At 70.8% G+C, this 20,671-nt stretch carries 16 protein-coding genes; 6 read left to right on the forward strand and 10 right to left on the reverse strand.

The annotated features are described in order from the left end of the window. Positions 1-250: 250 nt before the first annotated feature. Complete coding sequence (locus ACFWW9_RS40115; protein ID WP_390387876.1) at positions 251-700, reverse strand: gamma-glutamylcyclotransferase family protein; 450 nt, start codon at positions 698-700, stop codon at positions 251-253. A 119-nt stretch (positions 701-819) separates the two neighbouring features. Here ACFWW9_RS40115 and ACFWW9_RS40120 point away from each other — a divergent pair, with 119 nt between their 5' ends. Beyond that, the gene (locus ACFWW9_RS40120) at positions 820-2,220 is read left to right on the forward strand and encodes an NAD(P)H-quinone dehydrogenase (RefSeq protein ID WP_390387877.1); all 1,401 of its coding nucleotides are present in this window, start codon (positions 820-822) and stop codon (positions 2,218-2,220) included. 51 nt (positions 2,221-2,271) lie between these two features. Here the strand turns inward: ACFWW9_RS40120 and glpK are convergent, their stop codons facing one another. Then, positions 2,272-3,786: a glycerol kinase GlpK gene (gene glpK / locus ACFWW9_RS40125; protein ID WP_390387879.1), complete on the reverse strand. Its 1,515-nt coding sequence runs from the start codon at positions 3,784-3,786 to the stop codon at positions 2,272-2,274. A gap of 19 nt (positions 3,787-3,805) precedes the next feature. Further along, a complete protein-coding gene (locus tag ACFWW9_RS40130) occupies positions 3,806-4,549 on the reverse strand; it encodes an MIP/aquaporin family protein (RefSeq protein WP_390387881.1) in 744 nt (247 codons plus the stop codon). A gap of 361 nt (positions 4,550-4,910) precedes the next feature. Here ACFWW9_RS40130 and ACFWW9_RS40135 point away from each other — a divergent pair, with 361 nt between their 5' ends. Together ACFWW9_RS40135 and ACFWW9_RS40140 are read left to right on the forward strand one after the other, a co-directional pair. Further along, positions 4,911-6,608, forward strand: a complete 1,698-nt coding sequence (locus tag ACFWW9_RS40135; RefSeq protein WP_390387900.1) for a glycerol-3-phosphate dehydrogenase/oxidase — start codon at positions 4,911-4,913, stop codon at positions 6,606-6,608. Positions 6,609-6,698: 90 nt separating this feature from the next. Then, positions 6,699-7,547 (forward strand): alkaline phosphatase D family protein, encoded by an 849-nt coding sequence (locus ACFWW9_RS40140; RefSeq protein ID WP_390387882.1) that lies wholly within the window; start codon positions 6,699-6,701, stop codon positions 7,545-7,547. Between the two features lie 27 nt (positions 7,548-7,574). Here ACFWW9_RS40140 and ACFWW9_RS40145 read toward each other — a convergent pair whose 3' ends face one another. The 6 genes from ACFWW9_RS40145 to ACFWW9_RS40170 form a co-directional block, all read right to left on the reverse strand. Next, positions 7,575-8,843: a M20 family metallopeptidase gene (locus tag ACFWW9_RS40145; RefSeq protein ID WP_390387884.1), complete on the reverse strand. Its 1,269-nt coding sequence runs from the start codon at positions 8,841-8,843 to the stop codon at positions 7,575-7,577. Next, positions 8,840-10,036 (reverse strand): M20 family metallopeptidase, encoded by a 1,197-nt coding sequence (locus ACFWW9_RS40150; protein WP_390387885.1) that lies wholly within the window; start codon positions 10,034-10,036, stop codon positions 8,840-8,842. Before ACFWW9_RS40150 ends, ACFWW9_RS40145 begins: the two co-directional genes overlap by 4 nt. Before the next feature lie 193 nt (positions 10,037-10,229). Further along, positions 10,230-10,511 carry a hypothetical protein gene (locus ACFWW9_RS40155; RefSeq protein WP_390387886.1) on the reverse strand — a complete coding sequence of 94 codons (282 nt, stop codon included), beginning with the start codon at positions 10,509-10,511 and terminating at the stop codon, positions 10,230-10,232. Positions 10,512-10,860: 349 nt separating this feature from the next. After that, on the reverse strand, positions 10,861-11,847 hold the full coding sequence (meaB, locus tag ACFWW9_RS40160; protein WP_390387888.1) for a methylmalonyl Co-A mutase-associated GTPase MeaB: 987 nt from the start codon (positions 11,845-11,847) through the stop codon (positions 10,861-10,863). Beyond that, complete coding sequence (gene scpA / locus ACFWW9_RS40165) at positions 11,840-14,014, reverse strand: methylmalonyl-CoA mutase (RefSeq protein ID WP_390387890.1); 2,175 nt, start codon at positions 14,012-14,014, stop codon at positions 11,840-11,842. The genes meaB and scpA overlap by 8 nt, the downstream gene beginning before the upstream one ends. Further along, positions 14,011-15,831 (reverse strand): methylmalonyl-CoA mutase family protein, encoded by a 1,821-nt coding sequence (locus ACFWW9_RS40170; RefSeq protein WP_390387892.1) that lies wholly within the window; start codon positions 15,829-15,831, stop codon positions 14,011-14,013. Before ACFWW9_RS40170 ends, scpA begins: the two co-directional genes overlap by 4 nt. Positions 15,832-15,963: 132 nt before the next feature. On the opposite strand from ACFWW9_RS40170, the gene ACFWW9_RS40175 reads away from it, so the two are divergent. The 3 genes from ACFWW9_RS40175 to ACFWW9_RS40185 are packed head-to-tail and all read left to right on the forward strand — an operon-like array spanning position 15,964 to position 20,127. Beyond that, positions 15,964-17,670: a serine/threonine-protein kinase gene (locus ACFWW9_RS40175; protein WP_390387894.1), complete on the forward strand. Its 1,707-nt coding sequence runs from the start codon at positions 15,964-15,966 to the stop codon at positions 17,668-17,670. 28 nt (positions 17,671-17,698) lie between these two features. Continuing rightward, a complete protein-coding gene (locus ACFWW9_RS40180) occupies positions 17,699-18,505 on the forward strand; it encodes a purine-nucleoside phosphorylase (RefSeq protein WP_390387901.1) in 807 nt (268 codons plus the stop codon). Beyond that, positions 18,502-20,127 (forward strand): phospho-sugar mutase, encoded by a 1,626-nt coding sequence (locus ACFWW9_RS40185; protein ID WP_390387896.1) that lies wholly within the window; start codon positions 18,502-18,504, stop codon positions 20,125-20,127. The genes ACFWW9_RS40180 and ACFWW9_RS40185 overlap by 4 nt, the downstream gene beginning before the upstream one ends. Here ACFWW9_RS40185 and ACFWW9_RS40190 read toward each other — a convergent pair. Beyond that, on the reverse strand, positions 20,117-20,449 hold the full coding sequence (locus ACFWW9_RS40190) for a hypothetical protein (RefSeq protein ID WP_390387898.1): 333 nt from the start codon (positions 20,447-20,449) through the stop codon (positions 20,117-20,119). The genes ACFWW9_RS40185 and ACFWW9_RS40190 overlap by 11 nt on opposite strands. Positions 20,450-20,671: the final 222 nt, after the last annotated feature.

Raw genomic sequence — 20,671 nt, forward strand, 5'->3', positions numbered from 1 at the left:
TTGCTTTTTTGGGGAAATATCGGCTGTTGTTTAAGCGGTATTACCGATTAATTTTAAGGCTCAAATCCCCCAAGTAAAGCCGGCCTCTCAACAGCAGGCGCGCGCCGCCAGGCAGTCACACAGCAGGCGCGCTCAACCAAGCCGTGGGTCGCCCTGAAAAGTCCAGCAAGCAAGGGGTCACTACGGCCGCCTGGTCAAACCGGTTCCCGCAGCTCGGGCCGAGCCCCAGCCGTTGTTTACCGGCTCTGGCTCAGGAGCCGATGCCTCTGCACGGCTTGGTTCGCAGGTCTGCCACGTAGTCGTCCGGGGCTCCTGCGGCTTCGGCGGCGTCTGCCACGACGCCCAGGTAACGCGCTGAAGGCAATCCGCCTTCATACGCGTCCAGGACGTACAGCCAGGCCACCACGGACCCCTCCAGGGTCTGCACCCGCAACCGGATCTTCTTGTACAGGCCCAGTGCTCCTTCCCACCTGTCCAGCCTCGACTCGTCGCGTGGCGACACGTCGTACAGGACAGCGAAGGTTTGGGAGTCGGGGTCCTCGACGATGGTGGCGAGTGCGCCCTCCCAGCCGAGGTCCTCGCCACCGAACGACAGACGCCATCCAGCGAGCCAGCCAGTCCCCGCCATCGGGGAGTAGGGGGCTCGCTCCATCATCTGGTTCGGATCCATGTTCGACCCGTACGCGGCATAGAGCGGCACGACCGACAGCCTAGCGACACGGCGATCACCTTGAGGAACACAAGACCGGACGACACGGACATCGACCCGACCGCGTACGGTTGTGCGCGGCCGTTGCCGCTGTCTGAGGAGGATCTGGCGTGACCCGCATCGTCATCATGGGCGGCGGCCCCGCAGGCTATGAAGCCGCTCTTGTCGCAGCTCAGCACGGGGCCGAAGTCACGGTTGTGGAGAGCGACGGCGTCGGTGGCGCCTGCGTGCTCTACGACTGCGTTCCCTCCAAGACGTTCATCGCGTCCGCCGGTGGTCGCAGCGCATTCCGCAACGCCGGTGAGCTGGGCATTCACACCGACGACAACGCCGCGGCCGTCGACCTCCCGGTTGTACACGGTCGGGTGAAGGGGCTTGCGCTGGCGCAGTCCGCTGACATCCGGGCGCGGTTGCAGCGCGAAGGTGTGCGGATCGTCAACGGGACCGCGAAGTTCTGCGACGACACCCGTGGTCTGGCGCAGCACCGCGTGGTGGTCGACTCGGGCGGCGAATCCGAGACGTTGTCGGCCGACGTGGTGTTGATCGCCACAGGTGCGACCCCGCGCGTGTTGCCCGGCGCCGAGCCGGACGGGAAGCGCGTCCTCAACTGGCGGCAGATCTACGACCTGCCCGAGCTGCCCGAGCACCTGGCGGTCATCGGGTCCGGTGTGACCGGCGTCGAGTTCGCCTCCGCCTACACCGAGCTGGGTGTCAAGGTCACGATGGTGTCCAGTCGCGACCGCGTGCTGCCGCACGAGGACGCGGACGCCGCCGCCGTGCTGGAGGACGTGTTCGCCGAGCGCGGCACTGCCGTGGTGAAGCACGCGCGCGCCGAGAAGGTGGAGAACGTCGGCGACGGCGTGCAGATCCACCTGGAGGACGGTCGCGTGATCGAGGCCAGCCACGCCCTGATGGCGGTCGGCTCGGTCCCGAACACCACGGACATCGGCCTGGACAAGATCGGCATCGAGCTGGGGCGCGGCGGGTACATCCCGGTCGACCGGGTGTCGCGGACGAACGTGTCCGGCGTCTACGCGGCGGGCGACTGCACCGGCCTGATGCTGCTGGCGTCGGTCGCGGCCATGCAGGGCCGGATCGCGATGTGGCACGCGCTGGGCGAGGGCGTCAGCCCGATCAAGCTCAAGACGGTCGCCGCGAACGTGTTCACCAACCCGGAGATCGCGAACGTCGGCATCAGCCAGCACGCGATCGACTCCGGCAAGGTCCCGGCGCGCACGATCATGCTGCCGCTCGCCACGAACCCCCGCGCCAAGATGGAGGGCCTGCGGCGCGGTTTCGTGAAGCTGTTCTGCCGTCCCGCGACCGGCGTGGTCATCGGTGGCGTCGTGGTCGGCCCCGGAGCCAGCGAGCTGATCCTGCCGATCGCGCTCTCCGTGCAGAACCAGCTGACCGTGGAAGACCTGGCCACCACGTTCTCCGTCTACCCGTCGCTGTCCGGCTCGATCACGGAGTCCGGCCGCCAGCTCATGCGGCACGACGACCTCGACTAGACGACAGCGAAAAGGGCCCGTCCTCACGGAGGACGGGCCCTTTTCCCGTGATCAGTCCTCCTTGTCGACCCAGTCGAGCGTCCGGGTCACGGCCTTCTTCCAGTTCTTGTACTCGCGGGCGCGCTGGTCCTCGTCCATGGACGGGTCCCACTGCTTGTCCTGCGCCCAGTTCGCGCGGATGTCGTCCTCGCTCTCCCAGAACCCGACCGCGAGCCCGGCCGCGTAGGCCGCGCCCAGCGCCGTCGTCTCGGCGACGACCGGCCGGATCACCGGGACGCCGAGGATGTCCGCCTGGAACTGCATGAGCAGCTCGTTGACGACCATGCCGCCGTCCACCTTCAACGACGTCAGCGCCACGCCGGAGTCGGCGTTCATGGCGTCGATGACCTCGCGGGACTGGAAGGCCGTGGCCTCCAGGACCGCGCGGGCCAGGTGGCCCTTGTTGACGTACCGGGTGAGGCCGACGATCGCGCCGCGCGCGTCGGACCGCCAGTACGGCGCGAACAGGCCGGAGAACGCGGGTACGAAGTACGCGCCGCCGTTGTCCTCCACGGACCGGGCGTGCTCCTCGATCTCGGCTGCCGTGCCGATCATGCCGAGGTTGTCGCGCAACCACTGGACCAGCGATCCGGTGACGGCGATGGAGCCTTCCAGCGCGTAGATCGTGTCGTTCGTGCCGATCTTGTAGCAGACGGTCGTGAGCAGGCCGTTGTTGCTGAGGACCTTCTCCGTGCCGGTGTTCAGCAGCACGAAGTTGCCGGTGCCGTAGGTGTTCTTGGCCTCACCGGGCGACAGGCAGGCCTGGCCGAACGTGGCCGCCTGCTGGTCGCCGAGGATGCCCGCGATGGGCAGCCCGGCGAGTGCGCCGCGTTCGCGGACCTGGCCGTAGACCTCGGACGACGACCTGATCTCCGGCAGCATCGACAGCGGGATCTTCATCTCCGCCGCGATGTCCTCGTCCCAGGTCAGGGTGTCGAGGTCCATCAGCAACGTGCGGGAGGCGTTCGTGGGGTCGGTGACGTGGACGCCGCCGTCGACGCCGCCCGTCATGTTCCACAGCACCCACGTGTCCATGTTGCCGAACAGCAGGTCGCCGGCTTCGGCCTTGGCGCGCGCGCCGTCGACGTTGTCGAGGATCCAGCGGACCTTCGGCCCGGAGAAGTAGGTCGCCAGCGGCAGGCCGGTCTTCTCGCGGTACCGCTCCTGCCCGCCGCCCAACGCCTCCAGCTCCTGGCAGATCCGGTCCGTGCGGGTGTCCTGCCAGACGATCGCGTTGTAGACGGGCTTGCCGGTGGTCTTGTCCCAGACGACCGCGGTCTCGCGCTGGTTGGTGATGCCGACCGCGACGACGTCGCTGGTGGTCAGGTCGGCCTTGGCGAGCGCGCCCGCGGCGACCTGGCGGGTGTTCGACCAGACCTCCTCCGGGTCGTGCTCGACCCAGCCCGCCTTCGGGAAGATCTGCTCGTGCTCCTTCTGGTCGACCGAGACGACCCGACCGGAGTGGTCGAAGATCATGCACCTGGTCGAGGTGGTGCCCTGGTCGATCGCGGCCACGTACTGGGTCATGCGAGGTGTCCTCTCATCTTCAGACCGGGAGTACCAGGTAGAGCAGGGCTGCCAGCGCACCGCCGACGAGCGGGCCGACGACCGGGATCCAGGAGTAGCCCCAGTCCGGGTTGGCCTTGCCCTTGATGGGCATCAGGAACGCGTAGGCGATGCGGGGTCCGAGGTCGCGGGCGGGGTTGATGGCGTAGCCCGTCGGGCCGCCGAGCGAGGTGCCGATCACCAGGACGACGAACGCGACACCGGCGTAGCCGAGCGCGGAGTTGCCGAAGTTCGGCAGGCCGCCCTCGGCCATCTTCACGCCGGGGCTGAGCAGGATCCACGAGACCAGCACGAACGTGCCGATGATCTCCGTCACGAGGTTCCACGGGGTGTTCCGGATGGTCGGCGCGGTGGAGAAGATGCCCAGCGTGCCACCGGGTTCGTCGTGCGCGTCGAACTGGAGCTTGTAGGTCGCCCAGGTGAGCATCGCGCCGATGATCGCGCCGAGGAACTGCCCGGCGAAGTAGACGGGGACGTCGGCCCACGGGGTCTTGCCGCTGATGGCCAGGCCCAGGGTGACCGCGGGGTTGAGGTGCGCGCCGCTGCCCGCGGCGACGCTCGCGCCGGTGAAGACCGCGAACGCCCAGCCGACGTTGATGAACAGGGTGCCCGCGCCGTTGCCGTTGGTGTTGCGGAGGACGTGGTTCGCGACCACGGCCGTGCCCAACAGGATGAGTATCGCGGTGCCGAGGGTTTCCCAGACGAAGATCGAACCTGCACTCATTCGCCATCCTCCTCGCCGTGTGGCGGACAGGGAAGGAGGGCGCGTTCGAACTCGGGTTCGGCCGCGCTGCCCACCCCGTGATGGGACCTGACGCTAACCGCCGAACTGATCGGTTGTCTACGGGTCGACGGTCGGTTCAGGCCGTTTTAGGGTCGTTCGCTCCTGGTCAGCACACCACGAACCGTTAGAGCGCGCCAATGGGGACGCCACGATCCCCGAAGTCTCTTACCTACGGGTAACGTGCTCGGAGTCAGCAGCAGGTCAGCGCAGGGAGGCGTCCGTCGTGGCCACGCGCAAGCCCCGAGAAGCAGCGGTGCACGAGCAAACCGAGACCGAGGTCGAGGCGGCCGTCACCGGTCGCATGGGGCCTCTGGAACGCGAGGAGTCCTGGCGACGCCTGGAGACCGAGACCTTCGACGTCGTCATCGTCGGCGGTGGGGTGGTCGGCGTCGGAGCCGCGCTGGACGCCGCGACGCGCGGCCTGCGGGTGGCGCTCGTGGAGGCCCGCGACCTCGCCTCCGGCACGTCGAGCCGGTCCAGCAAGCTGTTCCACGGCGGCCTGCGCTACCTCGAGCAGCTGGAGTTCGGGCTGGTCCGCGAGGCGCTGCGGGAACGCGAGCTGATGCTCAACCGGATCGCCCCGCACCTGGTCAAGCCGGTCGCGTTCCTCTACCCGCTGACGAAGCGCGTGTGGGAGCGGCCGTACACCGCGGCGGGCCTGTTCCTCTACGACTCCATGGGCGGCAGGCGGTCCGTCCCCGGCCAGAAGCACCTGACCAAGGCGGGCGCGCTGCGCATGGTGCCCGCGTTGAAGCGGGACGCGCTGATCGGCGGCATCCGCTACTTCGACGCGCAGGCCGACGACGCCCGCCACACGATGATGGTCGGCCGCACCGCTGCGCACTACGGCGCCGTCGTGCGGACGTCCACGCAGGTCGTCCAGTTCCTCCGCGAGGCCGACCGGGTGTCGGGCGTGCGGGTGAAGGACGTCGAGGACGGCCGGGAGACCGACGTCCGGGCGCACGCCGTGATCAACGCCACGGGCGTGTGGACCGACGAGCTGCAACGCCTCGCGGGCAGCCGCGGCCGGTTCCGCGTGCGGGCCAGCAAGGGCGTGCACATCGTGGTCGCGCGCGACCGGATCGTGTCGGAGTCCGGCATGATCCTGCGCACCGAGAAGTCCGTGCTGTTCGTCATCCCGTGGCGCAACCACTGGATCGTCGGCACGACCGACACGGACTGGAACCTCGACCTCGCGCACCCCGCCGCGACCCGCGCGGACATCGACTACATCCTCGAGCACGTGAACTCGGTCCTCGCGACCCCGTTGACGCACGACGACATCGAGGGCGTCTACGCCGGGCTCCGGCCGCTGCTCGCGGGCGAGAACGAGTCCACGTCGAAGCTCTCGCGCGAGCACGCCGTGGCGCGCGTCTCCCCCGGCCTGGTGGCCATCGCGGGCGGCAAGTACACGACGTACCGGGTGATGGGCGCGGACGCGGTCGACGCGGCGTCGGTGGACGTGCCGGGCCGCATCCAGCCGTCCATCACGGACAAGGTGCCGCTGGTCGGCGCGGACGGCTACCACGCGCTGGTCAACCAGGCGGACCAGCTCGCCACCCGCTACGGGCTGCACCCGTACCGCGTGCGGCACCTGCTCGACCGGTACGGCTCGCTGGTGCACGAGGTGCTGGGTCTGTCGCGCGACAACCCGGACCTGCTCAAGCCGATCCCCGGCTCGCCGGACTACCTCCAGGTCGAGGCGTACTACGCGGTCAGCCACGAGGGCGCGCTGCACCTGGAGGACGTGCTCACCCGGCGGACCCGGATCTCGATCGAGTACCCGCACCGCGGTGTGGAGAGCGCCGAGCCGGTGGCCCGGCTGGTCGCGGGCGTGCTCGGCTGGGACGAGGAGCGGATCAAGCACGAGGTCGAGGTCTACAACTCGCGGGTCGAGGCCGAGCGCGAGTCGCAGACGAAGCCGAACGACGAGTCGGCGGACGGCGTCCGCTCGGCCGCTCCGGAGGCCCGGCCGCAGCTCATCGAACCGGTGTCCTGATTCGTTACCAGCCGAACCACGCTTGACGCAAAGCTGTCACGTGCCCGTCCGGACTCCGGCCAGGGCCCTCCGCTGGGGCAGGATCCGCGCATGAGCTCCCCGCACGACTGGCAGGTGTCGTTCGACCACGGTGTCGCTTCCGGCGACCCGTGGCCGGACGGCGTGCTGCTGTGGACGCGGGTGACGACCGGCCTGCCCATGGTGAGCGTCACGTGGGAGGTGTCGACGAGCCTGTCGTTCGAGCGGCCCGTGACGGCGGGCATGGTGCTGACCAGCGCGGACCGCGACCACACGGTGAAGGTGCCCGTCACCGGGCTGCTGCCGAGGACCGAGTACCACTACCGGTTCCGGGTGGGCGGCGTCGTCTCGGAGGTCGGCCGCACGGCCACGGCCCCGCGCGACGAGTGCGACCTGCTGCGGTTCGGGGTGCTGCGCGGCCAGGCCCACGCCCACCTCGCCCAGCGCGCGAGCCTGGACGCGGTGCTCCAGATCGGCGCGCTGCCCACCGACCGGCGGATGCTGGCCCGGCACCGCGCCGACCCCGCGGTGCGGAAGCTGCACGCGTCGCACCCGCTCGTCGTGACCGGCGGTGGGAACCTCGACTGGCAGCCGGTGCGGGACGGGCGGCGGTTCCGCGGGCTCACGTTCGGCAGGCTGGTCGACGTGATGGTGCTCGACCGGCGGTCCGACCGGGAGCAGCGGGAGTGGCTGACCGAGGGCGTCCGCGACAGCGGGGCCACCTGGAAGCTGATCACCGCGCACGAGCTGGACGACGCCGTCGTGGCCGAGGTGCTGCGGGAGACGAGCGAGCCGAACTTCGTGCTGATCTCCGACTCGGCGTGCGAGGAGGACGCGGGCGCGGTGCTGGAGGTGACGCCCGGCGAGGTGCGGGTCAACGGCCCGGCCGGACGGCCGGTGCGGGTCAAGACGGCCTCCTGAGCGGAGACCGCCTCGACCCGGCCTCCGCTACGCCAGTGCCGCGAGCGCGGTGTGGACCATCACCCGGACGCCCACGAGCAGCGCCCGCTCGTCCAGGTCGAACGTGGGCTGGTGCAGGTCGCGCTGCTTGCCGACGCCGTCCCACACGCCGAGGCGGGCGAACGAGCCGGGCGCGTGCTCCAGGTACCAGCCGAAGTCCTCGCCACCGGAGGACTGCTCGGTGCCCGCGAGGGCGTCCTCGCCGAGCGCGGCCTCGATGCCCGCGCGCATGATCATCGTCGAGTCGCGGTCGTTGACGACCGGCGGCACGCCGCGGCGGTGGTGCAGGTCGAAGCCGACGCCGGTGGGCGCGAGCAGCGCGCCGACCAGCTCCTTGACCAGCGGTTCCAGCTCGGCCCAGATCTCCCGGTCGCCGGTCCGCAGGGTGCCGCGCAGGACGCCGTCCTGCGGCACGGCGTTGGCCGCCTCGCCCGCGTGCACCGCGCCCCAGACGAGCACCGTGCCCGAGCGCGGGTCGACCCGGCGGGACAGCAGCGACGGGAGGCCGGTGATGACCGTGCCCAGCGCGTTGACCAGGTCCGCCGTCAGGTGCGGGCGCGAGGTGTGGCCGCCGGGCGAGGTGAGCCGCAGCTCCAGCAGGTCGCTGGCCGACGTGATGGCGCCCACGCGGGTGCCGATCCGGCCGACCTCCAGGCGCGGGTCGCAGTGCAGGCCGAAGATCCGCTCGACGCCGTCCAGCCCGCCCGCCGCGAGCACGTCCAGCGCGCCGCCGGGCATGACCTCCTCGGCGGGTTGGAAGATCAGCCGGACGCGGCCGGGCAGCTCGGTCGCCGACGCCAGCGCGAGGGCCGTGCCGAGCAGCACCGTCGTGTGCGCGTCGTGTCCACACGCGTGCGACGCGCCGTCCACAGTGGAGGAGAACGGCAGGCCGGTGTTCTCCCGCAACGGCAACGCGTCCATGTCCGCCCGCAGCGCCACGCAGCGGGGGCCGCTGCCGATGTCGCACACCAGGCCGGTGCCGCCGGGCAGGATCCGCGGCTTGAGGCCCACCGAGCGCAGCAGGCCCGCGACGAGCTCGGTGGTCGCGAACTCCTTGCGCGACAGCTCGGGGTTCGCGTGGAGGTGCCTGCGCCAGGCGACGACCTCGGCCGCGTTGGCGGTCAGCCAGTCGTCCAGCCACGAGGGACCGCGTCCTTCCCCGGGATCATCCACGGGGGCAATGCTCACCCCCTGCCTGCTCAACAGCACGTCGGACTCCTCCCGTGACAGGTCGGTCCGCGAATCGACGACGGTCATGCCGTACCTCCGAGAGCAGCGGCACGTTCGGCAGCGGCGGCGAGGAGCCTCGCGCGCTGGTCCGGGTCCGTGGCCGCGGTGATGGTCGTCCAGGCCAAGGCCAGAGCACCGTCGAGGACCGCCCGGTCGGCCGAGGCCGAGGCACAGGCGGACGCGAATTCGACCTGGTGGTTGACCGCGTCTCCGCAGTCGATGGCGATGGTGGGGTGAATGGCGGGCAGCACGCGGGTGACGTTGCCCATGTCGGTGCTGCCGATCTTCTCCCGGAGTTCCCGTTCGGGACTCAGCGGGTGCCTCCCCAACGCGACGGCGGCCTGCCGGTAGGCGTCCGCCAGCCACTGGTCGGGGGTGAGTTCGGCGTAGATCGGCGAGACCTTGACGACCTCATGGGTGCAGCCGGTGGCCAGGGCCCCGGCGTGGAAGCAGTCCCCGATGCGGTTCTCGAGGCGCTGCAGTGATTCGAGGTTCTCGGCGCGCAGGTCGAACATGGCGGTCGTCTTGGCGGGCACGATGTTCGGGACCGTGCCGCCGTCCAGGACGATGCCGCTGACCATCTGGCCGGGCTCGAGGTGCTGGCGGGCCAGACCGATCGCCACCTGGGCGATCGTGATCGCGTCCGCCGCGTTGACCCCGAGGTGCGGGGCAGCGGCGGCGTGCGACGGCTTGCCGTAGTAGTGGACCTTCACGTCCGTGATCGCGAGGGACCGGGCGGCGATGGACTCGTACGGCGCCGGGTGGACCATCATGGACAGTGCGACGTCGTCGAACACGCCGCGCTCCAGCATGAGCACCTTGCCGCCGCCCACCTCCTCGGCGGGCGTGCCGATCACCTTCACCGTGATGCCCAGGTCGTCGGCCAGGTCGCGCAGCGCCAGCGCGGCGCCCGTGCTCGCGGCCGCGATCACGTTGTGGCCGCAGGCGTGGCCGATGCCGGGCAGGGCGTCGTACTCGACGCACAGGCCGAGCACGAGGTCCCCGTCGCCGTAGGTGGCGGTGAACGCCGTGTCGAGGTCCGCGACGCCGCGTTCGACCTCGAAACCCTCTCCTGCCAGCAAGGACGCGACCTTCTCGGCGCTCCGGTGCTCCTGGAACGCCACCTCGGGCTCGGCGTGGATGCTGCGCGAGAGGTCGACCAGCACCGTCGAGTACCGCTCCACGGATGAGCGTGTGCTGATCTTGAAGTCGGTACCCATTTGCTTCCATCCTGCATCACGGTCCGGCGGGACGAAGTCCCCTTCCGGTGATCAACCGACAGCCGGTCACGACGATGCGCCAAACGGCGGCCGGGGGTTCGGCCTGACCGATCACCGCGTCGCGTCGCTCGCGATCCTGACCGGACGACCGTATACCGGATGCCTCGTCCCAGCAGATGGAACGATTCGGGGGTCAACCCGCCTTGCGGGCCTTCCGCCACTTCGAGTAGCGGCGCTTGTTCCGCCAGTAGACGAAGGCGAACAGCAGGACGGCGATGCCGCCGATCCAGAGCTTGTTCTTCGTCTCGGTCTTGAGCGACGTGTCCGGCTGCTGCGGGGTGGTGATCTCCGGACCGCTGTTCGTCGGGGTGCCCGCGTCGGTGGTCTGGGCGATCGAGTGCGCCGCTGTGGGCGTGGCCGCTGTCGCGGCGCCTGTCAGCGTGAAGGCACCGGCCAGCGCGATGAGGAGAGCCACGCACGCACCGGACACTGATCGCCACATGGTCACCAGGTTAGTCACCGTTCGTCTGGGTTACCACCGTCGGTGGTCGTCCGAACGTGTACGTCATCACGTTGAGTGTTTCCTCCTCTCAAGGGTGAAGAGGGGGGATCGCCCCGCCGGGTACATAGGCGTTCGCTATGGGGTCTGAGCGGGGGACTCGAGGCCGGAGGGAGACGCGCCTTGGGGGTGTTCGCGGGTCCTCGTGGAGCGCTCGAGTCCCCCGCTCGGGGGGACCCCGTCGACTTCGCGGTCGGGCCACTCGGGGAGTCGGTGCCGGGGTGTCCGGGTTGCGACGTCGGGCATTTGGCCGTTCGACCGCTGGTCAGCGGGTGGTGAACGCTTCGAGGATGCGCTCGGCGGCCAGAGTGGCGGTCAACTCTCCCTCGCGGACCTGGCGCTCCAGTTCGGGCGTCAGGTCGCGCACTTCCGGATGGGAGCGCAGGCTGGTCAGCAGGTGGTCGCGGACCATGGCCCACGTCCAGTCGACCTGCTGGCGCTTGCGCCGTTCGGCGAGTTCACCCGCTTCGGTGAGGGTGGCCCGGTGCTTCTCGATCTGGTCCCACACGTCGTCGAGACCGGTTCCGGTCAGGGCGCTGCACGTGAGCACCGGTGGGTGCCACAGCGCGCCCGCGGGCCTGAGCAGGCGCAGTGCGCCCGCCAGTTCCCGAGCCGCCTTCCTGGCCTCCTGCTCGTGGTCGCCGTCGGCCTTGTTGACCGCGATCACGTCGGCCAGCTCCAGCACGCCCTTCTTGATGCCCTGGAGCTGGTCGCCGGTGCGGGCGAGGGTGAGGAACAGCGAGCAGTCGGTCATGTTCGCGACGGCCACTTCGGACTGTCCCACGCCGACGGTCTCGACGAGCACGACGTCGTAGCCCGCCGCCTCGACCAGGACGATGGTCTCCCTGGTCGCCTGGGCGACACCGCCCAGCGTGCCGGAGGTCGGCGACGGGCGGATGTAGGCGGCGGGGTCCACCGCGAGCCTGGCCATGCGCGTCTTGTCGCCGAGGATGCTGCCGCCGGTCCTGGTGGACGACGGGTCGACCGCCAGCACGGCCACCCGGTGGCCCGCCGCGGTCAGCTTGGTGCCCAGCGCGTCGATGAACGTCGACTTGCCGACTCCGGGGACGCCGGTGATGCCCACCCGGTGCGCCCCGCCCGCGTGCGGCAGCAGTTCGACGAGCAGTTCCTGCGCCTGGGCGCGGTGGTCCGCCCTGGTCGACTCGACCAGGGTGATCGCGCGGGCGAGGGTGCCCCGGTCCCCGGCGAGCACGCCCTTCGCGTACTCGCCGACGTCCACGGCCCTAGGCATGGCCGAGCTGGGCGGACAGCTTGCCCAGCAGGTCGCCCGCCGCGTCCGCGATGACGGTGCCGGGCGGGAAGATCGCCGCCGCCCCCGCCTCGCGGAGGGCGTCGAAGTCCTGCGGCGGGATCACGCCGCCGACGACGATCATGATGTCGTCGCGGCCCAGCCCCGCCAGCTCGTCGCGCAGCGCGGGCACCAGGGTGAGGTGGCCCGCCGCCAGCGAGGACACGCCGACCACGTGCACGTCGGCCTCGACGGCCTGCCTGGCCACCTCGCCGGGGGTCTGGAAGAGCGGGCCGACGTCCACGTCGAAGCCGAGGTCGGCGAACGCCGTGGCGATCACCTTCTGGCCGCGGTCGTGGCCGTCCTGGCCCATCTTGGCCACCAGGATGCGGGGGCGACGGCCTTCCGCCTCGGCGAACCGCTCGACGACGGCGCGGGTCGCGTCCACGTTGGACACCGAACCGGACTCCTCCCGGTAGACGCCGGAGATGGTGCGGATCTGGGCCGAGTGCCTGCCCCAGACCTTGCCCAGCGCCTCGGAGATCTCCCCCACCGTGGCCTTCGCCCGTGCCGCCTCGATGGCGAGGGCGAAGAGGTTCTCGGTGCCGTCGGCGGCCCTCGTCAACGCGTCCAGCGCCGATTCGACGGCGCCCGAGTCGCGTTCCTCGCGGAGCCTGCGGAGCTTCTCCAACTGCTGGGCGCGGACGCCCGCGTTGTCGACCTTGAGGACGTCGATCTTCTCGTCGAACTCGACCTGGTACTTGTTGACGCCGATGACCGGCTGCCTGCCCGAGTCGATGCGGGCCTGGGTTCGGGCCGCGGCCTCCTCGATGCGGAGCTTGGGGATGCCCGCCTCGATGGCCTTGGCCATGCCGCCCGCCGCCTCCACCTCGGTGATGTGGCCCCAGGCGCGGTGGGCGAGGTCGTTGGTCAGGCGCTCGACGAACGCGCTGCCGCCCCACGGGTCGATGACCCTCGTGGTGCCGGACTCCTGCTGGAGGAACAGCTGGGTGTTGCGGGCGATGCGGGCGGAGAAGTCGGTCGGCAGCGCCAGCGCCTCGTCGAGGGCGTTGGTGTGCAACGACTGCGTGTGGCCCTGGGTCGCCGCCATCGCCTCCACGCAGGTGCGGGTGACGTTGTTGAAGACGTCCTGAGCGGTCAGTGACCAGCCGGAGGTCTGGCAGTGGGTGCGCAGCGACAGCGACTTCGGGGACTTCGGGTCGAAGCCCTTGACCAGCTTGGCCCACAGGAGGCGGGCCGCGCGCATCTTGGCCACCTCCATGAAGAAGTTCATGCCCACGGCCCAGAAGAACGACAGCCGCGGGGCGAACGCATCGATGTCGAGGCCCGCTTCCCGGCCCGCGCGCAGGTACTCGACGCCGTCCGCGAGCGTGTACGCCAGCTCCAGGTCGGCGGTCGCCCCGGCCTCCTGCATGTGGTAGCCGGAGATGGAGATCGAGTTGTACTTCGGCATCCGCCGCGAGGTGTAGGAGAAGATGTCGGAGATGATCCGCATCGACTTCGCGGGCGGGTAGATGTAGGTGTTGCGGACCATGAACTCCTTGAGGATGTCGTTCTGGATGGTGCCCGCGAGCTGCTCGGGGGCGACACCCTGCTCCTCGGCCGCGACGACGTAGAGCGCCAGCACCGGCAGCACCGCGCCGTTCATGGTCATCGACACGCTCATCTTGTCCAGCGGGATGCCGTCGAAGAGCTGCCGCATGTCGTAGATCGAGTCGATGGCCACGCCCGCCATGCCGACGTCACCGGCCACGCGCGGGTGGTCGGAGTCGTAGCCGCGGTGGGTCGCCAGGTCGAACGCGACCGACAGGCCCTTCTGGCCGGCCGCGAGGTTGCGGCGGTAGAAGGCGTTCGACTCCTCGGCGGTGGAGAAGCCCGCGTACTGGCGGATCGTCCACGGCTGGTTGACGTACATCGTCGGGTACGGGCCGCGCAGGTACGGCGCGATGCCGGGGTAGGTGGCCAGGAAGTCCAGGCCCTCGGTGTCGGCGGCGGTGTAGACCGGTTTGACGCCGATGCCCTCCGGCGTCTCCCACATCAACGCGTCCGCGCCCTTGCCGGTGGTCTCGTGCAGCGCCCGCTGCCAGTCGTCCACTGTGGACTCGGCCGGGTCGCCGAGCGGGACGTCGGCGAAGTTCGGGATCATCACGCCACCTCCAGTGCCGCGAAGGTGCGGTCCAGCACGTCGAGCGCCGGGCACCCCAGGAACACGAACTCGTCGATCTCGGCCTCGGACCTCTTGCCCGCCAACAGGACCCGCTCCGCGCCCGCGGCCCGCAGGGCCTCGGCGACCGGCACGGCGAGGTCGCCGTAGCTGGTCTCGCTGCCGCACAGGCAGGCGATCCGGGCGCCGGACTCGCGGAACTTGGCGACGACGTCCTCCACCGTCCTGGTCGGACCGGCGTTGGGCGTGTCGATGCCGCCCGCCTGGAGCAGGTTCGCCGCGAACGACGCCCGCGCGGTGTGCGCCGCGACGGGGCCGAGCGTGGCGAGGAAGACGGTCGGACGGGAGCCGTGGACCGCCAGGTGGGCGTCCGAGCGGTCGCGCAGCGACTCGTACGCCTGCGCGTAGCGGACGGCGGGCAGGCCGCCGGTCGGCGCGGCGGGGGCGGCTGCGCGCTCCACCGGCTTCTCGGCGAGGTTCGGGAACTCGCTGACGCCGGTGATCGCGTCGGTGCGGTCGGCCAGGTTCGCCGACCGCGCGGCCCAGGTCTCGGCGAGCCGGTCGGCGACGAGGCCGGACTCCAGGCCCGCCACGATCCCCCCGGCTCGCTCGACCTCCTGGAACCACGTCCACGCGGCGCGCGCGAGGTCGTCGGTCAGCCGCTCCACGTACCAGGAGCCGCCCGCCGGGTCGATCACGCCAGCGAGGCGCGACTCCTCCAGCAGCACGGACTGGGTGTTGCGGGCGATGCGCCGGGCGAAGTCGTCCGGCAGGCCGATGGCGGCGTCGAACGGCAGCACGGTGACCGCGTCCGCCCCGCCGAGGCCCGCGCCGAAGCAGGCGATGGTGGTGCGCAGCATGTTCACCCACGGGTCGCGGCGGGTCATCATCGCCGTGGACGTCACCGCGTGCTGGAGCTGCGGCGTCGTCGCGCCCGCGACCTCGGTGACGCGCGCCCACAGGCGGCGCGCGGCGCGGAACTTCGCGATCGTGAGGAACTGGTCGGAGCTGGCCGCGTAGCGGAACTCGAGCTGCGCGGCGGCCTCCGCGACCGTCAGGCCGGCGTCGGTGAGGGCGCGCAGGTAGGCGACGCCCGCCGCCAGCGAGGCGCCCAGCTCCTGGGCGTCCGAGCCGCCCGCCTCGTGGAACGGCAGGCCGTCGACGACGACCGTGCGCAGCTCGGGGAACAGCGTCCGGGAGCGGCCGACGAGGTCGAGCAGCGCGGGCAGGTCGGCGGGCGCGCCCGTGCGGGCCAGCACGCCGATCGGGTCCGCGCCCAGGTTGCCGCGCACCTCGCTGGGCAGCAGCGGGCGCTCGTCGAACACCTTGAGCAGCGCGCGACCGGCCTCGGCGAACTCCGCTCCGCCGTCGAGGACGACGGGCGCGAGGTCCAGGTAGACGTCCGCGAGCACGTCGTCGAGCGCCGCCACGGGCATCCCGGTCGAGCCGACCTTGAGCCACAGCGAGCTGACGCCGTTGACCAGGTCGGCCATCACGGCGTTCTTCGCGACCGCCGGGTCGGGGTGCGCGTGGAGCTGCCGGACGAGCCACCCGCCGTCCACCGAGCCGTTCGGCCTCCCGCCGCGCACGAACGGCGCCACGCCGGGAAAACCACTCGGAGGAGCGACGTCCTCGGCCGTGTACAACGGGGAGATGGGGATGCCGTCGTAGGTTGTCGAAACGAGGGACTCGAACGGGGCTCCCGATTTCTTCAGGACCCCGTCCACGAGCTCTCGCCAGCGTTCCCGGTCGGGCGTCGGGAACTCGGCTGCCAGTGCCAAATCGCCGGACGGTTCCATCATGCTCCGAAGTGTTACCGACAAGTAGTGGGGCGGCTATGTGAGGTTCACCGCCGTGAACGATGCAGTGAGCATTTCACGGCTCGATGGTGCCCGATGCCCCTAACGGCCCCCTAACGTGTGGAGAATGACCGCGTGGTTACCGAGCAACCCGAACGCCTGATCGGGGAACGCTACCGATTGCGCCACGTGCTCGGCAGGGGATCGATGGGCATCGTCTGGGCCGCCCACGACGAGGTGCTGCGCCGGGACGTCGCGGTCAAGGAGGTCCTGCGCCCGCCGGGCATGACCGACGGCGAGGCCGAGGTGCTGCGCGAGCGCACCATGCGCGAGGCGCGGTCCGTCGCGCGCCTGTCGCACCCCAACCTCGTGACGCTCTACGACGTCGTGCAGCTCGACGGCGACCCCTACGTGGTGATGGAACTGGTGCCGTCCTCCAGCCTCGCCGACCTGATCCGGCTGCGCGGCCCGCTCACGCTGGAGCAGGGCGCGGCCGTCGCGGACGCCGTGGCCGCGGCGCTCGACTCGGCGCACAAGGCGGGCATCACGCACCGGGACGTGAAACCGGGCAACGTGCTCATCGCGGACGACGGGCGGATCAAGCTCACCGACTTCGGCATCGCGCGCAACGTCGCCGACGCCACCATGACCAGCCGCGGCATCATGCTCGGCACCCCGTCGTTCATCGCGCCCGAGGTCGCCTCCGGCGCGGCGCTGACGACCGCGGCCGACCTGTGGGGGCTCGGCGCGACGCTGTGGGCCGCGATGTCCGGCCAGCCGCCCTACGACGGCACGAACGTGCTGCGCACGATCAACGCGGTCGTGCACTCCGAGGTGCCCGCGCCGGTCGGCGCAGACGAGCTGACCCCGGTGATCGCGGGCCTGATGGTGAAGTCCCCCGACGACCGGATGACCCTCGCCGACGTGCGGAAACTGGTCCGGCCGCTGATGGCCGAACCCGGCGTGGACCTGTTCCCGCCCGACCACTCCCCCGCCGACGCCCCGACCCGCGAGGTGCGGCCCGTCGTCCGGCCGCCGGTGGTCGTGCCCAAGCCGGTCATCCCCGGCGACGCCCCGCTGGCCGCCGACCCCGGCCCGCTGCCGTTCCTGCGGTCCACCGCCCCCACCCAGTCGCTGCCGCCCCGCCGCCGCCCGGTCGTGACGGCGCTGGTGCTCGTGGCGTCGCTGGTGCTCTTCGTCGTGGCGGGCGCGGGCGGGTTCGTGCTGACCAGGTACGTGGCGGGCGCGTCGCTGCTGCCGCCGGAGCAGCTCACCGCGCCCAGCGCGCCCGGACTGGAACCCACGCTCCAGCTCGTGCCGAGGACCGCGTCGGCGGCGTCCGCGAACGGCGACCAGGGCGCGGAGTTCACCATCAGCGTCGGGCCGGACTGGACGACGTTCGTGGAGCAGCGCACCAACGAGGACCTGCCCGCGAGCACCGTGACGCACCTGATCGCGCCCAACGGCCTGACCGAGGTCGCCGTGCAGCGCTTCGGCGGCTACTACCCGAAGTGGCGGGTCGAGAACTACCTGGCGCTCGTCCGCTCGCACTGGCCGGAGGGCCACTACTTCTCCGAGTCGGTCGCGGAGCTGCCGAGCGTGCCGGGCAACGACGTCGAGACCTCGGTCCAGTTCAGCTACCGCACGGTCGAGTCGGCGTTGCCGCTGGCCAGAGCCCCGCAACCCGCCGGAGCCGACCTGCGGCGGTCCCGGTTCTCGCGGGTCGTGCCGCACGGCAACGACCTGTGGGTGGTCGAGGTGGTGTTCCCCACCGACCAGGAGGAGACCGGCCGCGCCACGCTGTTCGACACCATCGTCGGCACGTTCTCCGTGGTGGGCTGACCGCGGTTACGCTCACGCGGTGACCGGGATCAACGACGACAAGACCGCTCTGGAAGCGCTGGCCGCAGAGGCCGCGGAAGAGCTGGCGAAGCGCACCGGAGTGGCGAAGCACGACGTCGCCGTGGTGCTCGGCTCGGGCTGGCGGCCCGCCGCCGACCTGATCGGCGAGCCCGCCGCGGAGGTGCCGATCGGGGAGCTGCCCGGCTTCGACGCGCCGACGGCCGTCGGGCACGGCGGGACCGTCCGCTCGGTGCCCGTGGGCGACAAGAACGTGCTGGTCATGCTCGGTCGCACGCACGGGTACGAGGGCAAGGGCGTCGCGAAGGTCGTGCACGGCGTGCGGACCATCGCCGCCGCGGGCGCGCGGACCGTCGTGCTGACGAACGCGGCGGGCGGGTTGCGCCAAGGCATGACCGTCGGCCAGCCGGTGCTGATCAGCGACCACCTGAACCTGACGGCGTCGTCGCCGCTGGTGGGGGCGCGGTTCGTAGACCTGACGGACCTGTACTCGCCGCGACTGCGGGCGCTGGCGCTGGAGATCGACTCCTCCTTGGAGGAGGGCGTGTACGCCGGGCTTCCGGGGCCGCACTTCGAGACGCCCGCCGAGATCCGGATGCTGCGCACGATGGGCGCGGACCTGGTCGGCATGTCGACCGTGCTGGAGGCCATCGCGGCCCGTGCCGAAGGGGTGGAGGTGTTCGGGTTGTCGCTGGTGACGAACCTGGCCGCGGGCATCACCGGGGAGCCGTTGAACCACCACGAGGTGCTGGAGGCCGGAGCCGCCGCCGCGTCGCGGATGGGTGAGCTGCTGCGGGAACTGGTGACCAGGGCATGAGCCTGACGCCCGCCCTGCGCGACGCCGCGTTCCGCTGGATCGCCGACGACCCCGACCCCGCTGCGCGTGCGGAGCTGCAAGGGGTGTTGGCGGCGGCGATGGGAGGTGTGCCTGGGGCGTCCGATGATCTTGCCGATCGGATGGGTGGGCCGTTGACGTTCGGGACGGCCGGGTTGCGGGGGCCCGTGCGGGCTGGGCCCAATGGGATGAACCGGGCTGTCGTTCTGCGGACCACCGCTGGGCTGGCGGAGTGGTTGAAGGCGAACGGGCACAGCGGGACGGTGTTCGTCGGGCGGGATGCTCGGCACGGGTCGGAGGACTTCTGTCAGGCGGCTGCGGGGGTGTTGGCGGCTGCGGGGTTCGTGGTGCGGGTGTTGCCTTCGCCGTTGCCCACGCCGGTGTTGGCGTTCCTGGTGCGGCGGCACGGGGCGGTGGCTGGTGTGCAGATCACGGCCTCCCACAACCCGCCTGCGGACAACGGCTACAAGCTGTACGTCTCAGGCGGCGGCCAGATCGTGCCCCCGGCCGACCGCGAGATCGAGGCTGCCGTGGCCCGCGTGCCCGCCGCCGTGTCGGTGCCGCTGTCGACGGACTGGCTGTCCGTGACGGACGCCGAGGTGGACGAGTACCTGGAGAGGGTGGCGTCGTTGCCTCGGGGGGCGGCTCGGGATCTGCGGGTGGCGTTGACGCCCATGCACGGGGTTGGTGGGCAGACCGCCGTGGAAGCGTTGCGGCGGGCCGGGTTCACCGATGTGCGGGTGGTGCGGTCGCAGGCTGTGCCGGACGCGGATTTTCCGACGGTGGCGTTTCCGAACCCGGAGGAGCCTGGGGCGGCGGACGAGTTGTTGGCGTTGGCTGCTGCCGTGGAGGCTGATCTGGCTGTTGCGCTTGATCCGGACGCGGATCGGTGTGCGTTGGGTGTGCGGGGGCGGGACGGGGTGTGGCGGATGCTCCGGGGGGATGAGACGGGAGTGCTGCTCGGCTCCCTCGTGCTGTCCACCCTGGACCGAGCCGCGCACCCGGACCCGTTGGTGGCGACCACCATCGTGTCGTCGTCGCTTCTCGGGGAGATCGCCGCGGCTCACGGGGCGCGGTACGTCGAGACGTTGACCGGGTTCAAGTGGCTGGTCCGTGCGGGCGAGGGCTTGGTCTACGCGTACGAGGAAGCCCTGGGCCACTGCGTGGACCCGGAGTCGGTCACGGACAAGGACGGCATCTCCGCCGCCGTGGTCGCCTGCGACCTGGCCGCCACGTTGAAGGCGGCAGGCAAGGATTTGCTGGACGCGTTGGACCAGTTGGCCGTGGATCACGGCGTGCACCTGACCGACCAGGTGTCACTGCGGTTCACCGACCTGTCCGGCATCGGCGCCCTCATGGCCGACCTGCGGCGGAACCCTCCGGACGGCTTCGCCTACGAGGACCTGCTGCCCGAAGCCGACGTGGTGCGGTTGACCGCGGACGGGGTGCGCGTTGTCGTGCGGCCGTCCGGCACCGAGCCGAAGCTCAAGGCGTACCTCGAGGTCGTGGAGCCGGTCGCGGACTCGCTGCCGTCCGCCCGCGACCGGGCATCGGAACGTCTGGTGGAACTCAGGGCGCAGGTGGAGGGCCTGCTCAGGACATGACCGCGATCACCAGGCAGAGGATCGCGATACCCAAGGACACACCGGCCACGATGAACGGTCGCCTGGTCGGTGGGCTGACCGGGTTGCGGTTCTCCTCGGTCACGGCGGCGATGGCGACGCGGCCGAAGATGTAGCTGACCGTGCAGAGGAACACGCCCGCGCCCAACACCATGGTGTTGACGTCCCAGGGGCTGTGGTCGAACGACGGCCACACGCCCGCGAAGACCAGCGGCAAGCCGATCAGGCCGAGGCTGACCGAGAGGCCGCCGCCCCAGGTGATGCGCTTGCTCCTGCTGCTGGACCGCATGATTGAAGTGTCCATTGCCCCCTCCTGTACGTGTTCAGTAAGACGCGCGCGGGACGAGTTGGTTCCATGGGCGCGTTTGTTGATCATGCCTGAGGGGGTGTGGGTGGCGGGGTCAACCCCCGATTGCGCCGATTATCCCACCCTCTTTCGTCTTTTCAATGCTGGAAAGAAGCCTTGAAAAGACGAAAGAGGGTGGGGGCGCAAAAACAATAGGGGGCCGGCCGGGGTGGGGGTTAA

The organism is Umezawaea sp. NPDC059074 (assembly GCF_042738955.1).
GTDB lineage: Bacteria > Actinomycetota > Actinomycetes > Mycobacteriales > Pseudonocardiaceae > Umezawaea.

What these genes read in the sequence shown, in the direction of transcription:
- glpK (WP_390387879.1), bottom strand. Translation starts at nt 3,786, where the DNA reads ATGACCCAGTACGTGGCCGCGATCGACCAGGGCACCACCTCGACCAGG.
- ACFWW9_RS40130 (WP_390387881.1), bottom strand. Translation starts at nt 4,549, where the DNA reads ATGAGTGCAGGTTCGATCTTCGTCTGGGAAACCCTCGGCACCGCGATA.
- ACFWW9_RS40135 (WP_390387900.1), top strand. Translation starts at nt 4,911, where the DNA reads ATGGGGCCTCTGGAACGCGAGGAGTCCTGGCGACGCCTGGAGACCGAG.
- ACFWW9_RS40140 (WP_390387882.1), top strand. Translation starts at nt 6,699, where the DNA reads ATGAGCTCCCCGCACGACTGGCAGGTGTCGTTCGACCACGGTGTCGCT.
- ACFWW9_RS40145 (WP_390387884.1), bottom strand. Translation starts at nt 8,843, where the DNA reads ATGACCGTCGTCGATTCGCGGACCGACCTGTCACGGGAGGAGTCCGAC.
- ACFWW9_RS40150 (WP_390387885.1), bottom strand. Translation starts at nt 10,036, where the DNA reads ATGGGTACCGACTTCAAGATCAGCACACGCTCATCCGTGGAGCGGTAC.
- meaB (WP_390387888.1), bottom strand. Translation starts at nt 11,847, where the DNA reads ATGCCTAGGGCCGTGGACGTCGGCGAGTACGCGAAGGGCGTGCTCGCC.
- ACFWW9_RS40170 (WP_390387892.1), bottom strand. Translation starts at nt 15,831, where the DNA reads ATGATGGAACCGTCCGGCGATTTGGCACTGGCAGCCGAGTTCCCGACG.
- ACFWW9_RS40185 (WP_390387896.1), top strand. Translation starts at nt 18,502, where the DNA reads ATGAGCCTGACGCCCGCCCTGCGCGACGCCGCGTTCCGCTGGATCGCC.
- ACFWW9_RS40190 (WP_390387898.1), bottom strand. Translation starts at nt 20,449, where the DNA reads ATGGACACTTCAATCATGCGGTCCAGCAGCAGGAGCAAGCGCATCACC.